The organism is Spirosoma areae, assembly GCF_054781775.1.
Map to the genome: position 1 here is coordinate 187,204 of NZ_BAAGTT010000023.1, position 13,158 is coordinate 200,361.

The 13,158-nt window shown below is 53.3% G+C and carries 14 protein-coding genes; 7 read left to right on the forward strand and 7 right to left on the reverse strand.

What is annotated here, in order from left to right:
- Window positions 1–19 precede the first annotated feature (19 nt).
- The 4 genes from ACYVI1_RS09555 to ACYVI1_RS09570 all read right to left on the reverse strand — a co-directional run bounded on the left by ACYVI1_RS09555 (window position 20) and on the right by ACYVI1_RS09570 (window position 4,397).
- Window positions 20–1,108 carry a helix-turn-helix domain-containing protein gene (locus ACYVI1_RS09555; protein WP_460909254.1) on the reverse strand — a complete coding sequence of 363 codons (1,089 nt, stop codon included), beginning with the start codon at window positions 1,106–1,108 and terminating at the stop codon, window positions 20–22.
- An 85-nt stretch (window positions 1,109–1,193) separates the two neighbouring features.
- The gene (locus ACYVI1_RS09560) at window positions 1,194–2,192 is read right to left on the reverse strand and encodes a S41 family peptidase (protein WP_460909256.1); all 999 of its coding nucleotides are present in this window, start codon (window positions 2,190–2,192) and stop codon (window positions 1,194–1,196) included.
- Between the two features lie 12 nt (window positions 2,193–2,204).
- Window positions 2,205–2,993 (reverse strand): hypothetical protein, encoded by a 789-nt coding sequence (locus tag ACYVI1_RS09565; RefSeq protein WP_460909258.1) that lies wholly within the window; start codon window positions 2,991–2,993, stop codon window positions 2,205–2,207.
- Between the two features lie 84 nt (window positions 2,994–3,077).
- Entirely contained in the window at window positions 3,078–4,397 is a 1,320-nt protein-coding gene (locus tag ACYVI1_RS09570) for an aminotransferase class V-fold PLP-dependent enzyme (protein WP_460909260.1), read from the reverse strand.
- Window positions 4,398–4,585: 188 nt separating this feature from the next.
- Here ACYVI1_RS09570 and ACYVI1_RS09575 point away from each other — a divergent pair, with 188 nt between their 5' ends.
- The 3 genes from ACYVI1_RS09575 to ACYVI1_RS09585 all read left to right on the forward strand — a co-directional run bounded on the left by ACYVI1_RS09575 (window position 4,586) and on the right by ACYVI1_RS09585 (window position 6,770).
- A complete protein-coding gene (locus tag ACYVI1_RS09575; protein ID WP_460909262.1) occupies window positions 4,586–5,446 on the forward strand; it encodes a sigma factor-like helix-turn-helix DNA-binding protein in 861 nt (286 codons plus the stop codon).
- Between the two features lie 71 nt (window positions 5,447–5,517).
- Window positions 5,518–5,958 (forward strand): hypothetical protein, encoded by a 441-nt coding sequence (locus ACYVI1_RS09580; RefSeq protein ID WP_460909264.1) that lies wholly within the window; start codon window positions 5,518–5,520, stop codon window positions 5,956–5,958.
- A 14-nt stretch (window positions 5,959–5,972) separates the two neighbouring features.
- On the forward strand, window positions 5,973–6,770 hold the full coding sequence (locus ACYVI1_RS09585) for an SDR family oxidoreductase (RefSeq protein ID WP_460909266.1): 798 nt from the start codon (window positions 5,973–5,975) through the stop codon (window positions 6,768–6,770).
- Between the two features lie 149 nt (window positions 6,771–6,919).
- Here the strand turns inward: ACYVI1_RS09585 and ACYVI1_RS09590 are convergent, their stop codons facing one another.
- Window positions 6,920–9,082 (reverse strand): S46 family peptidase, encoded by a 2,163-nt coding sequence (locus ACYVI1_RS09590; RefSeq protein ID WP_460909268.1) that lies wholly within the window; start codon window positions 9,080–9,082, stop codon window positions 6,920–6,922.
- A 159-nt stretch (window positions 9,083–9,241) separates the two neighbouring features.
- Here ACYVI1_RS09590 and ACYVI1_RS09595 point away from each other — a divergent pair, with 159 nt between their 5' ends.
- From ACYVI1_RS09595 to ACYVI1_RS09605, 3 genes are all read left to right on the forward strand, one after another.
- On the forward strand, window positions 9,242–9,898 hold the full coding sequence (locus ACYVI1_RS09595; protein WP_460909270.1) for an outer membrane beta-barrel protein: 657 nt from the start codon (window positions 9,242–9,244) through the stop codon (window positions 9,896–9,898).
- 333 nt (window positions 9,899–10,231) lie between these two features.
- Window positions 10,232–10,888, forward strand: a complete 657-nt coding sequence (locus ACYVI1_RS09600; protein ID WP_460909272.1) for a DUF2975 domain-containing protein — start codon at window positions 10,232–10,234, stop codon at window positions 10,886–10,888.
- Window positions 10,889–10,892: 4 nt separating this feature from the next.
- On the forward strand, window positions 10,893–11,129 hold the full coding sequence (locus tag ACYVI1_RS09605; protein WP_460909274.1) for a helix-turn-helix domain-containing protein: 237 nt from the start codon (window positions 10,893–10,895) through the stop codon (window positions 11,127–11,129).
- A 21-nt stretch (window positions 11,130–11,150) separates the two neighbouring features.
- Here ACYVI1_RS09605 and menB read toward each other — a convergent pair whose 3' ends face one another.
- A complete protein-coding gene (menB, locus tag ACYVI1_RS09610; RefSeq protein WP_460909276.1) occupies window positions 11,151–11,966 on the reverse strand; it encodes a 1,4-dihydroxy-2-naphthoyl-CoA synthase in 816 nt (271 codons plus the stop codon).
- Window positions 11,967–12,031: 65 nt separating this feature from the next.
- Window positions 12,032–12,496 (reverse strand): DUF2452 domain-containing protein, encoded by a 465-nt coding sequence (locus tag ACYVI1_RS09615; RefSeq protein ID WP_460909278.1) that lies wholly within the window; start codon window positions 12,494–12,496, stop codon window positions 12,032–12,034.
- Between the two features lie 120 nt (window positions 12,497–12,616).
- Between ACYVI1_RS09615 and ACYVI1_RS09620 the strand changes: the two genes are divergently transcribed.
- The gene (locus tag ACYVI1_RS09620) at window positions 12,617–13,084 is read left to right on the forward strand and encodes a QcrA and Rieske domain-containing protein (protein WP_460909280.1); all 468 of its coding nucleotides are present in this window, start codon (window positions 12,617–12,619) and stop codon (window positions 13,082–13,084) included.
- The last annotated feature ends 74 nt before the right edge of the window (window positions 13,085–13,158 follow it).

The window sequence follows — 13,158 nt, forward strand, 5'->3', positions numbered from 1 at the left end:
CTACGCCTTCGATCCACGTTCACTGTTCTGTTTGGTCAAGTGGAACACCTTGCTGCGCTGATTTTCGATAATCGGATGGGCTTTGTCCCGTTAGTTTTTTGAAGGTTGTATTAAACGCTGTTTTCGAGTTAAACCCGGCCTCAAAGCCGACCCCTACCATTGAATAATGCGCTTTGGCCGGGTCGAGCAGCAGGCGTTTCGCTTCGGTAATCCGGTAGCCGTTGATAAGGTCTGAGAAGCTTTTGCCAAGTTGTTCGTTGATGACCTGCGAGACGTAAAACCGATTGATACCCAGCTCTTTCGCCAGCTTATCTAACGTAAGCTCAGGTTCCAGCCAGGGTTTCTGCTTCGCGAGATAGCTGGTAATTCGGTGCAGATGCTGTTGTTTATCGGCTTCGGTCAGGGTTGAATGCTGGTATTTGGCGACCTCTCGGGCAATTTCCCGGCGGGATACCTCCAGATCAGGCTGTATTAACGTCCAATACGACAGCGCGTACACCACCACGACACAACCCGCCTGAATGATCCGCAGCAGCCCACCCGCCTGGGGTATGTTGAACACCAGCAAATACATAGCCACGAACGCCAACCCGTAAACAACCGCCAACAGGCTTACGAGTATCTGCAGCCAATGGAGCATAGCAGGCTGGGCTGCCGATGTTTCCAGTCGGCGTTCCTGCCTCACCCGCTTCAATGCCTTGCCCGAATACCAGAATACGTGCAGAAAAAAAACATTGGACAACGCAAAATCGAGCAGTTCATGATCTCCCCATCCCCCGGCGGAGCTAAGGCTGAGCAACGCCCAGTACAGGCCCGGCACGGCGCCATGACGAATCAAAAACGACCGACTCAGGTCATCACCCAACAGGGTCTTACCGTAGAAAAAAACCAGCGGGCCATACAAAAATACCAGCCCGCCAACCGCCGAATTAACCAGCCCGGAGAGCTGAGGCTGATAAAGATACTCCGTCAGGCTCAGCGTCAGCAAAAGCACAAAAGCGGCTAAAAATCGGTTTGCTACGCGGTTTTTAGTTCTGAAAAACAACAATACGGCTACTAAAACACCCTGAACGGCCCCCAGTATCGACACTACTTCATTCCATTTCATCCTTGACCGGTGCTGATTACACACCTAAAGATGCAGTTTTGGGGACTTAGGTTGCCCGAATAGCTGGCCTTTAACCGTCATTCGTTTAAAACAAACTCAGCGCCCGCTCCAGAATCGTATCTTTTCCAGCCTGCCGGTCAACCTCGGCTAAATCGACCCGAATGTGTGGTTCTATCCCATTTTCGATAACCAGGCCATTGGGCAGGTAGGTAATCGACGAGGAAAAGTTGAACGACCAGCCATTGGGCAACTCCCACCCTACCGGCGCCCCACCCCCGCCCCCCGTGCGGTCGCCAACGATGGTTACATTCGGAAAGGCTTTCAACATGGCCGTGAAGAAATTACCCGCGCTGTAGACCGTGCGGTTGGTGAGCAGGACGATTTTTTTTGGAAAGGGTTTTCCTTTCGGCTCCAGAAAGGCATCATCGGGCGGGGTGAACTCGGTCGGGCCGGGGCCGTTTTTGTAAATCGTCGTATAGATGTGTCGTCGCTGGTCGGCAAGTCGCTGCGCCAGCCTGAATCCATTGATGGGATTACCGCCCTCGTTGTTACGAATGTCGATGATGACGCCTTTGGTATCCTTAAATTTTTCGGCCAGGTAATCCAGTTGATCCTCCGTAATGGGTTGGGTGAAACTGCTGTAGTAGAGATAGCCGACCTGCCCGTTTTTCAGGACGGTATTGATCAGTCGGCCCGTTCGTTCGGTGGTTGGCCAATACGATTTATCCAGTAGAGACCGGTCGAAATTGGCGGGCGCATCGACATACCAGTTGTAGTAATACACGTCAAACTCCGAGCGTAGGTTCACGTGGCCGTCCTTCAATACGTCCAGCATCGCCGACATCGTATTCCATAACTCGCGCTCCGTCGTTTGGGCCGTAACGCGGGGCCGGTAAACAGCATAAACCGAATCCCAGTCGATGTGTTTATAGGCAAAAAAGGAGTACCGCTCCTTCAGCGTTTTCCACAAAATATCGACGTTCTCGCCCGGCGAGTTGACCGGGTCTTTTTTGATGAATGCCTGCTCACAACCCGACAGGCATCCGGCCAGCGCAAGGCTGATCAGCATGTTCAGAGTACGCATAAAAAAGCTGGATTATAGTCGAACCACTAATTGAAGGGCCACCGTATGCCGACCTACATTGGCTGGAAAAGGGCGGTCGTAGTGATAAAAAGCCCATTCGTACCCCAGCCGTACCTGGTTTTCCCCGGCAATCGGGCAGGTCAGTGACAGGTTTGCTACCAGCGCCGGAAACCGATTGATGGTCACTAACCGCGCATCGTCGAGTCGCTCCTGGAGGAGGTCATTTTTCGGGTCGATGTAGTTGTAGAGATTGAGGTAACTGGGGCGGATAACGTGGCTCAATAAGGGCAGTTCGGCCATACCGTTGACGCGGATGAGTTTACCAAACAGCGGCAGTTTTCGTTCAACTCCGCCGGTCGCCCCAAGTGAGTTGGCAATCAGAAACGAAATCATGCCGGTATCGTTTTGTTCGGTAAGGCGAAGCGAGTTATGCCATCGGTAGGCTCCGCCAGCGAACCACCGCCAGCGGGCCGTTTCGTCCGACAGCCAGCGATTGTAATTGATTAGCAGATCGAGCCGGTACACACTGCTCTGCATGGGGCGCAGTTTAGTGGCATTGGCCGAATGAAGTTTCCCCACATCGCCCGCCAGGCTCCATCGGGTGAAGGACCGGGATTTGCGTTTCTCGAACCCCAGACCCACCGAAAACAGGCTGCCGTGGTAGGTCATCGGCGATACGGTCGGGTCTTGCAGCGTATAGGCCGATGTACCTAAACTAAGTATACCGTACTGTTCGTTGAGGGCTTGGCCATAAGCCAGTTGATTGGCCAGAATGATGAATAGAACCAGGAAGTGAATCATAACGGGAAGCGGGATTTTTGGCAAAACTCCGCTTCCCGATTCGCTTTACTGTTCAGATTGATAGTATGGAACGCCTACTGTCGATTAGCTTTTCTTTTGTTTTCCGGCCACGGCCTGTTTCTCCGCCATCGCCGTGATTGCCGCTACGAGCCGGTCGAGGTCTTTGGGCGAATGATAAATATGGGGCGTCACCCGAACGCCATGAATGTTCTCCCACTCGATGCCAACGGTGTGAATTTTGTATTTATTCAGCAGTTGGCCGTCAATCTCGGCGGGTTTCATGCCGTCGATGGAGAACAGGGCAACGGCACCGGCATATTCGGGTTTGAGCGACGTATGAATGTTGACTCCCGGCAACTCCCGCACCCGCTCCATCCAGTAATTTTTGAGGTAATGCGCCCTGGCAAACTTGCGGGCCGTGCCGATGCTGTTGTGAAAATCGACCGCCGTGCCAATCGCCATCTCGGAGGCAAACGAGCGCGTACCGAGGCTCTCAAACTTGCGAATGTCGGGGCCATCGGGTTCGTTGTTCGACAGCAAGGCCCATACGTTGCGAATCTTGTTCTGCCGGATGTAGAGCATCCCGCTGCCGAACGGCGCACAAAGCCACTTGTGCAGGCTGGTGGCATAATAATCCGCGCCGAGATCAGGAATTTTAAAGTCGAACAGGGCGAACGAATGCGCGCCGTCGGCAATGACCTCGATGCCGCGTTTGTGGGCTTCGTCGGCAATCTTCCGGACCGGCAGCACCTGCCCTACCCAGTTTATCAGGTGCGTAACGTGAACTACTTTGGTTTTTGGCGTGAACGCTTTCACAAACTGCTCGACAAGGGCATTGTCGTTCTCACTGGGCAGGTCTAAATTCAAATACACCAGTTTAACCCCATCGCGTTTTTCGCGCTGTTTCCAGGCGTTGAGCATGTTCGGGTAGTCCTGTTTAGTCAGTACGACCTCATCGCCCGGCTTCAGATTCAGGCCAAAAATAACCGTGTTCAGTCCCTCCGTAGCGTTTCGGTTGATGGCAATTTCTTCGGCTGAACAGCCCGCCAAATCGGCTAACTTTTCGCGCAGGGCTTCGCGGCCCTGGTCCAGAATCCGCCACATATAATAGGACGGGGCTTCGTTGGCGTACTGATAAAACCGAATGTGCGCGTCCTGCACGACTTTCGGTTGCGGACAAACCCCGCCGTTGTTGAGGTTGAGCAGATTCGGCGAGACGGTATATTCTGATTTTACCCACGCCCAGAAATCTTCATTCTGCGCCCACCCGGCCGCCGATTTTTGGGCGGCATCGGCCGTGATAAGCGGGCGGGCGAAGGTTTCGGGTAAAAACTGCGGGAGCGTCAGAGCGCCGGTGGCTGCGGCTGCAGTCTGGCGAAAAAAGGTTCGGCGAGAAGTAGACATGGTTGTATAGCTGCGTGAGGATGAACGAACTACGGTAAAACTACACGTTTTAGGCTATAAATCAAGGCCTATAAACAAGCAGAATTAGTCTGCTTCTGCCTCAGCCCGTTCAGTCTACTGTTCAGTACAGGTAAGTCAGTACGAACACATTAGCTTATTTTTGTTGTGCAGACAAAACCATTTCGCCCATGACCCCCACGGAAGTTGTCACGACGTACCGCCCTACTTTAGTGTCAATCGCATACCGCATGACGGGCGAAGTGATGGTCAGTGAAGATATTGTACAGGAAGTGCTGCTGAACTGGATGAATAAATCGGCAGACGGGATTCAGGATACCAAAGCGTACCTGGCAAAGAGTGTGCTGAATGCCTCGCTGAACCACCTGGCCCAAGCAAAACGCCAGCGGGAATTGTATAAGGGCCTCTGGTTACCCGAGCCGGTTCTGGCGGGTCAGCACGCCCTCGACGCGAAGCTGGATATTTCCTACGGATTTATGCTCCTGCTGGGAAAGCTCTCGCCGTTGGAGCGGGCCGTTTTCGTACTCAAAGAAAGTTTCGACGTTCCCTACCCCGAATTAGCTCAACTCTTCGACACGACGGAAGCGAACGGTCGTCAGCTTTACCACCGGGCTAAAGAGAAAATGGCGGCAACGAACCGACGTTTCGCGCCCGACCCCGAACAGCAGCAGGCTCTTTTGCAGGCCTTCGCCACGGCCAGCGAGACGGGCAATATCGACAACCTGATTCAGTTGCTCAAAACGGATGTTGCTCTTTACACCGATGGGGGTGGCAAAGTGCCTGCCGCCGTTAAGACGCTGTTTGGCCGGGTGGTGATCGACCAGTTCCTGCGTTCATTAGCCGACAAATACGGTGATCAGCTGAGTGTTAGCCCAGCGTTGGTTAACGGCGACGTGGCCCTGCTGTTTATCCAAAAAGATAGCCAGTTGGTGAGCACCGTTTTGGTTATGGAACTGGACGAAACGGGCATCCGTCAACTTTTCTCCATTCGGAATCCCGATAAACTGGCGCATGTCAAACATAGTTTTTAGTGAGCCTGTCACAAACGTGAAGGCTGGTTTGTCTAACGTGAAAGTTTCTGTTTTCTCAACCATTCACGCACATGCAAACCAACCAACCCCGCTGGGTGCGGGCTATTCTGCTTTATTTCATGCTGGCCAATACCGTACCGGGCATCTGGGCTTTATTCATGCCCCAGGCTTTCTACAATCACTTTCCCGGCTTTGGCCGAACCTGGATTGCCATCGACGGCCCCTACAGCGAACACCTGATTCGGGACGTGGGCGCTTTCTTTCTGTCCCTCACTGCCCTCTGTTGGCTGACCCTGCTTCGGCCTCATTTAGTCACCGTGCGGGCAACGGCCATCTGCCTGCTCGTGTTCAACGTGCCCCATCTGTGGTATCATCTGAATCACCTGCACAGGCTTCCGCGAATCGACCAGGTCGGGACTGTCGGGTCTCTGTCCCTCAGCGTGCTGCTGACACTGCTGCTGTTGCTTCACCGACCCGTTTCTGAAAAATCGAAACCCACTTTTTTGAGCTAAATCAACTATCAGCCATGAATAAAGTCTTAGTCACTGGCGGTTCGGGCGTACTCGGGTCGGCGGTTGTTCATACATTCCAACAAGCGCAACTTGATTTTCTGACCGGAAGCCGGAAGGCGATCAAAAAAGAGTCATACAGTACGGTCAATCAGTCGACGAGCGTTCCCTGGACGCACCTTGATTTAGTGACGGGGGAAGGCCTGTCGGTCGCGCTCGCCGGGGTCGATACGGTTCTTCATTTGGCCAGCGCTCCGGGTAAACTTGGCAACGAACCGGTTGAAACCGTCATTACCCGGAATCTGCTGAAGGCCATCAGGCAGTCGGATGTGAAGCATCTGATTTACAGTTCTATCGTCGGCGTCGATAAAATTCAGCATGGCTACTACAAGGCCAAGCGAAGAGCAGAAGTATTGATTGAGGAAAGTCGGGTGCCTTACACGATTCTGCGGGCAACGCAGTTCCACGACCTGGTTGATTTCGTTATAAGCAAACTCATGAGCTTACCCGTTGGGTTTGTGCCAAAGAAATTGCTGGATCAACCCATTCACGTTGATGCCGTAGCGCAGAAGTTATACGAGCTGGCCCAATCAGGCCCGCAGCAGACCATCCTCAATCTGGGTGGCCCGGAGGTACTGGATGCGGGAGCACTGACGCAGACCTGGATGACGCACCGGAAGATTACCAAACCAATCGTACCGATCCCTGCTGTTGGCGGCCTCATGACGAGTTTCGCCAGGGGAGAGCATACCTGTGCGGAAAAGGCTATCGGCTCAAAAACCTGGGAAGCGTATTTAGCGGAGCGCTACGGATAGGTTTACCTAATCATAAATGGTTTAGGTGAATACAATCTGCATCTTAGTTTGACTCCTCCGGGGTCAAACTAAGATGCAGATCCTAAGACGTAGATTGGCTTTAATCAGCCAGTTAAGAACATTAATCTACTACATTCATGCCGATAACGCTACTTGTTGTTTATCGTCAGTTCGTTAATAATGTTGGTGGCTCCGCCGAGTTTTTCGATGCACCACAGCACGTAGCGAACATCCACACAGATGGTGCGGTTGAGGTCTTTGTCGAAGGCAATTTTGTGGCTCAAAGCCTCGTAGTTGCCGTCGAAGGCCAAGCCAATCAGTTCACCTTTTGCGTTCAGCACGGGACTGCCCGAATTGCCACCTGTGATGTCGTTGGTGGTAATAAACGACACCACCACGTCGTTGCGAACCGGGTCTTTGTAGCGGCCAAAATCGCCTTTTCGGTACAAGTCAACGAACCGGGCGGGCAAGTCGAATTCGTAATCGCCGGGCTTGTATTTTTCCATCAGCCCCTTCATCGTGCAGACGTAATCATACTGCACGGCATCGCGGGGCTGGTAGCTTTTGACAGTGCCAAACGACACCCGCATCGTGAAATTAGCGTCGGGGTACATTTTAGCGGCCTGAGCCGGATTCATGGTTCTGATTCCCTTCAGATACTGCCGGCCGAGTTCGTTATTCTGGTTGGTAAAGGCCAGGTATTTAGGCAGGTAGTTCTGCCGGTAGTTGGTCAGAAACGCGCTGACATACCCGTAGGCCGGGTCCTGCTGCAACGCACTCACCGACGGATTGTCGCGGAATGCCCGCCATTTGGCATCATCCAGCAGCAGGGTGTTGGCGAACACGTCGGCTGCCCATTTTTCATACGTAGCCGCATTGATCAGCTCGCCGTAGCGACTTTTCAGGTCGGTGTAAAATTGGGCAGGCCGCTGGGTGCTGTCCACATCCGTATAGAACATCCGGGCGGTGGCAGCCAGAATCTGCCGGTCACTCGCCTGATCTTCGGCTTTCAGAAAGGCCGTGCGGGCTTCGTCTACGGTTGTTAGCGCCCGTTTGAGGGCATCGGCCCGGCCCGACTCGGCCGTTAGCAGGGGTTCGAGGGCACTCAGTTGTGCGGCCAATGCCGCCAGGGGGCTTCCCAGCACTCCCTCGGTTATGTACATCCGGTGGCGGGCGTAGGGCCGCCAGGCGTCGTAGGCCCGCTGCCAGTCGGCAAACAGGTTTTCGTAGTCGGCTTTGCCCTTCGCCCAGACCGAGAACCTGGCTTCGTCGGCCAGTTTGGCGTCGTAGATCTTAAACTTGTTGAGTTGCTTCGTTTCCCCATCGAAGAATTTCCAGTAGTTCGCGATGCCAGCATAGGACGAAGCCAGTTTGAGTTTCACGGCGGGGTCTTTCCGCATCTGCTCGAACATCAGCTTCAGCCGGGCATCGCGCAGGCCAACAAGGGCGGGGTTTTCAATATCCGTTTTCAGTTTCACCCCCAGGGCGGTCTCGTAGCGGTTGGTGCCGCCGGGGTAGCCGTAGATCATGGTGTAGTCGCCGTCTTTCAGCGGTTTAATGCTGATAGGCAGGTAATGTTTCGGCTTGTAGGGCACGTTGGCCGTGCTGTAGTCGGCGGGCCGCCCGGCCGCGCTCATGTACACCCGAAAGACGCTGAAATCGCCCGTGTGCCGGGGCCATTCCCAGTTGTCGGTGTCGCCCCCGAATTTACCGATGCTTTCGGGCGGGGTGCCCACAAAACGCACATCGCGGAAGCGTTCGTAGGTGAACAGCAGAAACTGATTGGCCTTAAAAAACGCCGAAACCCGGGCTTCGCGGTCGGTGCCGTTGGTAGCCCGCCGGGCGATGTTCTCGAATACCCGCGTCTGGGCAGCCGTGCGGTCGGTCCAGTTCAGCCCTTTCAGGCTGTCTTCGACCTGCGCGGTCACGTCGGTAATGCCGATAAGAAACTGCACCGTCAGTTTGGTCGGAATCTCGTCGGCCCGGCTTTTGGCCCAGAATCCGTCGCGCAGGTAGTTGTTCTGCACCGACGACGCGGTGGCGATGGCCTCGTAGCCGCAGTGGTGGTTGGTGAAAATGAGGCCTTCGGGTGAGACGATTTCGCCCGTGCAGCCCCCGCCGAAAATAATGACGGCATCTTTCAGGCTGCTCTTGTTCACGCTGTAGAGTTGCTCTTTGGAGAGTTTCAGCCCACGCTTCACCATGTCGTCATACACCTGCTGACCCAGTAGCTGCGGCAACCACATACCTTCATCAGCATAACTCCGCAGGCCAACGGCCAGCAGACTTATCAGCATTATCACTTTTTTCATCGTAGTTGACTTTTATAGTACGAAAGTAAGAAATTAAGCAACTTCGGCAACCTATCAAAAAATGGTAAATTTAATGGAGTAGCCCCAACGCTTTGGGTTGCATTCGGGTCTGCCTGGTAACTTTGTGTGGTTGCTCATTTTATCTGTTTCTTCTCACTTATGAAAGCTATTCTTTTTTTCTGCACGCTGCTGGCTTATCCGTTGCTTATCAGTCCGGCCACTTTTGGTCAGGGCCGGTTCGCTATTTCGGCAACCGTCTCGCCCATTTACCGAAGCCTCGACGGACGGAGTCAAATCCAGAATTTTGGCGCCGAGTTTTCGGGTAGGTACAGTGGCTTCACGACGGGCTTAACGGTCCAGTACGCGCTCCACCCGAACTGGTCAATTTCATCCGGTTTATGGTACAACCAGGTGAAAGGGGATGTCAATTTTCAGTCGTTCAACGGCGCTGCGGTAAGTCCGGCTGAGCCGGTCCGAACCGAGACCCTGCGAGCTGTACAGGTACCTCTGTTGCTGCATTATTCGCCGTCGGTCCGGCGGTTGTCGCCTTATTTATCAGCCGGTTTTTTGCTTACTGACAACTACCGCCGAACGTCTGTCAACAACCTGACCGGGCGTGAGTATGTCGATAAAGAATGGGGAGCCAGACTCCATGTCCTGATCGGCGCCGGGGTTCAATACCGCTTATCGCCAAAGGTATCCCTGATTGTTCAGCCAACGGCTACGTATCAGTTAGGGAGACCAGACCCATCCTATACGCGCTTTCAGGATGTGCAATTTGGGTTGCAAACCCAGGTAAAATTTACGTTGCCCTAATGCGAAAAAAACGCTGGTTTGGGAGCGCAGTTTATTACCAGAATTCTTTCTAACGCCGAATTGCAACCGCTGGCAAGTCAGTATTGGCACCAATCACCAACTAAAGCAGGCTGCTTTCTGCGGTTATCAATTTCGTTGCCACCCGGCAATGAAGCTAACTTTTCAAAAACCTGCTGAAATCGGAATAGCCGCACAAGGCGAATTAAACAAAATCAGCGTACACTGAACGAGCATACAGCTATCAATCAATAAATATTTATCTATAAAAGAGAAAATATTATTGTTTATCAATAAATTCTGTATTCCTTTGTATCGTTAATCAACTTCGCTACAATGGAAAAGCACTCAGCCACTTGGGTATTCCCAACCGTGAAGGTTTTGGCAAACCTCCTGTATTACTTTGTCCTGATTAGTTTGATCGTATTTACAGTGAAGAGTAGCCTGACGGTATTCGATCTGCCTGCGGAACGCTTTATCGCTGACGAAGAACCGGCTGGTTATGTGTCGGTGCCGGTAGCCTGGGGAGCCGTAAGCGACAAACCAATGGTCTCTACGGGCGAACCGCGCGTGGTCCTCAAGCCGCAAAAGCAAACGGGTCAATTACAGGTACCCATTCGTTCGACACCGGGCTTGTTAATCGTGGCACTGGGATTCGTTGGTCTGGCAACTGCCGTGTGGACGTTTTCACTGCTTCGGCAAATCTTCCAGAAGGTACAGACGGAATCTCCCTTCCATATCAACACGGCCCGCCGTATTCATCAGATGGGCTTACTCTTTGTTGGTCAGACGTTGCTGGAGATCGTACTGAAAATGGCGCTCTGGAGCCAAACAAGACCTTACTTTCGCCAAATCCATGTAGCGTACAGCAATTTCCTGAGCGTAGACCTCCAGTTGAATGGTCCCTGGTTGCTTGGCCTGATTCTGCTGGCTCTGGCGCAGGTCTACCGGCGGGGTATTGAATTACAAGCCGAAAGCGAACTAACCATCTGAGTCAATGGCAATTATCGTGAACGTTGATGTAATGATGGCCAGGCGGAAGATGTCGCTGACGGAATTGGCGGAGAAAGTAGACCTCACTATGGCCAACCTCTCTATTCTGAAAACGGGGAAAGCGAAGGCCATTCGGTTCAGCACCCTCGAAGCAATCTGTCAGGCGCTCCAGTGTAAGCCGGGCGACATTTTAGATTACGAGAAAGATGATAACGCTGATCCGGCGCAGCCACTCGAGTGAGTTTCCGTACCCCAGTCTGGGTTACGGAAACTTCGGAAACTTGCTGAAGTCAGGTTGCCGCTTTTCCAGAAAGGCGTCTTTACCTTCTTTGGCTTCTTCCGACAGATAATACAGTAGCGTGGCATCGCCCGCCAACTGCTGAATACCGGCCTGACCGTCTAACTCGGCGTTGAAGGAGGCTTTCAGCATTCGGAGGGCAATGGGGCTTTTTTCGAGGATTTTGCGGCACCAGGCAATGGTCGTTTCTTCCAGTTGGTCGAGCGGCACCACCTTGTTCACCAAACCCATATCCAAGGCTTCCTGCGCGTCGTACTGATCGCAGAGGAACCAGATTTCGCGGGCTTTTTTCTGACCCACCACCCGCGCCAGATAACTCGCGCCAAACCCGCCATCGAACGAGCCTACTTTAGGGCCGGTCTGTCCGAAACGGGCATTATCGGCCGCAATGCTCAGGTCGCAGACAACGTGCAGCACGTGCCCGCCCCCAATGGCATAGCCTGCTACCATCGCAATGACGGGTTTGGGAATGCGCCGGATTTGCATCTGAAGGTCCAGCACGTTCAGGCGCGGCACCTTGTCTTCGCCCACATAGCCGCCGTGCCCACGAATGGATTGGTCGCCCCCGGAGCAGAAGGCTTCGCCCCCCTCGCCGGTCAGGATAACGACCCCGACGCGCTCATCCTGCCGGGCCAGTTCCATCGCTTCCGACATCTCTCTGACCGTCAGGGGCGTAAACGCGTTGCGCTTGTGCGGACGATTGATACTGATTTTGGCAATTCCGTCGTAGTAGCTGAACAGAATCTCCTGATATTCTTTAATGGGTTGCCAGTTGGTCATAATGAGTGAATTAGCGAATGAGTGAATGAGTGAATAGGGTATGCGCCAGCTATTCACTCATTCACTCATTCGCTCATTGAAAATTCAGTTTCGTGATACTGCACATCCCACGTGTGGTCGGCCATCATGCGGACGGTGGCAAGGCAGCGTTCAAAGGGAAATTTGCGTCCCCATTCGGTTGGTCCGATCAGGGAAAGCAGGTCTATACCATTTTTGCGTGTGTAGAAATAGTAGGTGTGGCCCACCACCGGCTCAAAGCCCATCTGGGCCGAGTAAATCCGCTCCGAAATTTCGACGCGGTTTCGGATGGCGGTGGCCTGTTCGGCCAGCAACTGCATTTGCCGGTAAAGCTGGCTTAGCTGCATGTCGGTTTGCTCGCGCATGGCGGCCACCGCCCGGCCGGTGATTTTGCCTTTGTCTTCGGGGCGGATAACAGCTCCGCCCGCCGAGTGGGCATAGGCCAGCAGGCCCGGCGCGTCGGCAACTTTATCCGGCGAAATCGGATTGATGAAAACTTTCGCTTCTTCCATAGTTGTTAATGGGGTAACTGCCCGGCAAACGTCTTTGTTCGCTGTCGTTGAATGACAAAAAATAACGCATCTTTACGGGTGTAAATCGGCATCTGCCCACAAAAGTACGCGAAAACCGCTATGGAAACCACCCTGACGCCCATAGACTCACCTATAATGCCCCGGCACGAGTTTTTTCGGCTGGTTGGTATCAGCATCGGCGCTATTCTGTTAACCCGCTGCGTAGCGGGGTGCGCCAGTCAGGCCGGAGGTGATCCAACCCCCGATCCGAGCCAGAAAGTTGACTTTACCCTTCGGTTAAGCGACAAAGCCAACGAAAATCTACTCAAAAAAGGCGGCTATGTGACAACCAATGGGGTTATTGTTGCTCAAACCAAAGATGGACAGTTTGTGGCCGTGTCGGCCAACTGCACCCATCAGGGCACCGAATTAATCTATAAATCAACGGAAGGGCAGTTCTATTGCCCGCTGCATCTGTCCCGTTTCGACACGACCGGCAACGTAATCGTTGGCCCGGCCACCCTACCCCTCACCCAATTCACGGTTGAACCCAACCTCACCACAGGAACGGTACGGGTGCATAATTAATGAATAATGAATAGTGGATAATGGATAATGGATAATGGATAATGTAGCATACACGGTAGGACTGGTATCAGTTA

Coding starts and splice junctions, on each gene's coding strand:
- ACYVI1_RS09555 (WP_460909254.1), bottom strand. CDS start 1,108: ATGAAATGGAATGAAGTAGTGTCGATACTGGGGGCCGTTCAGGGTGTT.
- ACYVI1_RS09600 (WP_460909272.1), top strand. CDS start 10,232: ATGGAAAAGCACTCAGCCACTTGGGTATTCCCAACCGTGAAGGTTTTG.
- ACYVI1_RS09575 (WP_460909262.1), top strand. CDS start 4,586: ATGACCCCCACGGAAGTTGTCACGACGTACCGCCCTACTTTAGTGTCA.
- ACYVI1_RS09565 (WP_460909258.1), bottom strand. CDS start 2,993: ATGATTCACTTCCTGGTTCTATTCATCATTCTGGCCAATCAACTGGCT.
- ACYVI1_RS09590 (WP_460909268.1), bottom strand. CDS start 9,082: ATGAAAAAAGTGATAATGCTGATAAGTCTGCTGGCCGTTGGCCTGCGG.
- ACYVI1_RS09620 (WP_460909280.1), top strand. CDS start 12,617: ATGGAAACCACCCTGACGCCCATAGACTCACCTATAATGCCCCGGCAC.
- ACYVI1_RS09585 (WP_460909266.1), top strand. CDS start 5,973: ATGAATAAAGTCTTAGTCACTGGCGGTTCGGGCGTACTCGGGTCGGCG.
- ACYVI1_RS09605 (WP_460909274.1), top strand. CDS start 10,893: ATGGCAATTATCGTGAACGTTGATGTAATGATGGCCAGGCGGAAGATG.
- ACYVI1_RS09595 (WP_460909270.1), top strand. CDS start 9,242: ATGAAAGCTATTCTTTTTTTCTGCACGCTGCTGGCTTATCCGTTGCTT.
- menB (WP_460909276.1), bottom strand. CDS start 11,966: ATGACCAACTGGCAACCCATTAAAGAATATCAGGAGATTCTGTTCAGC.
- ACYVI1_RS09560 (WP_460909256.1), bottom strand. CDS start 2,192: ATGCGTACTCTGAACATGCTGATCAGCCTTGCGCTGGCCGGATGCCTG.
- ACYVI1_RS09580 (WP_460909264.1), top strand. CDS start 5,518: ATGCAAACCAACCAACCCCGCTGGGTGCGGGCTATTCTGCTTTATTTC.
- ACYVI1_RS09615 (WP_460909278.1), bottom strand. CDS start 12,496: ATGGAAGAAGCGAAAGTTTTCATCAATCCGATTTCGCCGGATAAAGTT.
- ACYVI1_RS09570 (WP_460909260.1), bottom strand. CDS start 4,397: ATGTCTACTTCTCGCCGAACCTTTTTTCGCCAGACTGCAGCCGCAGCC.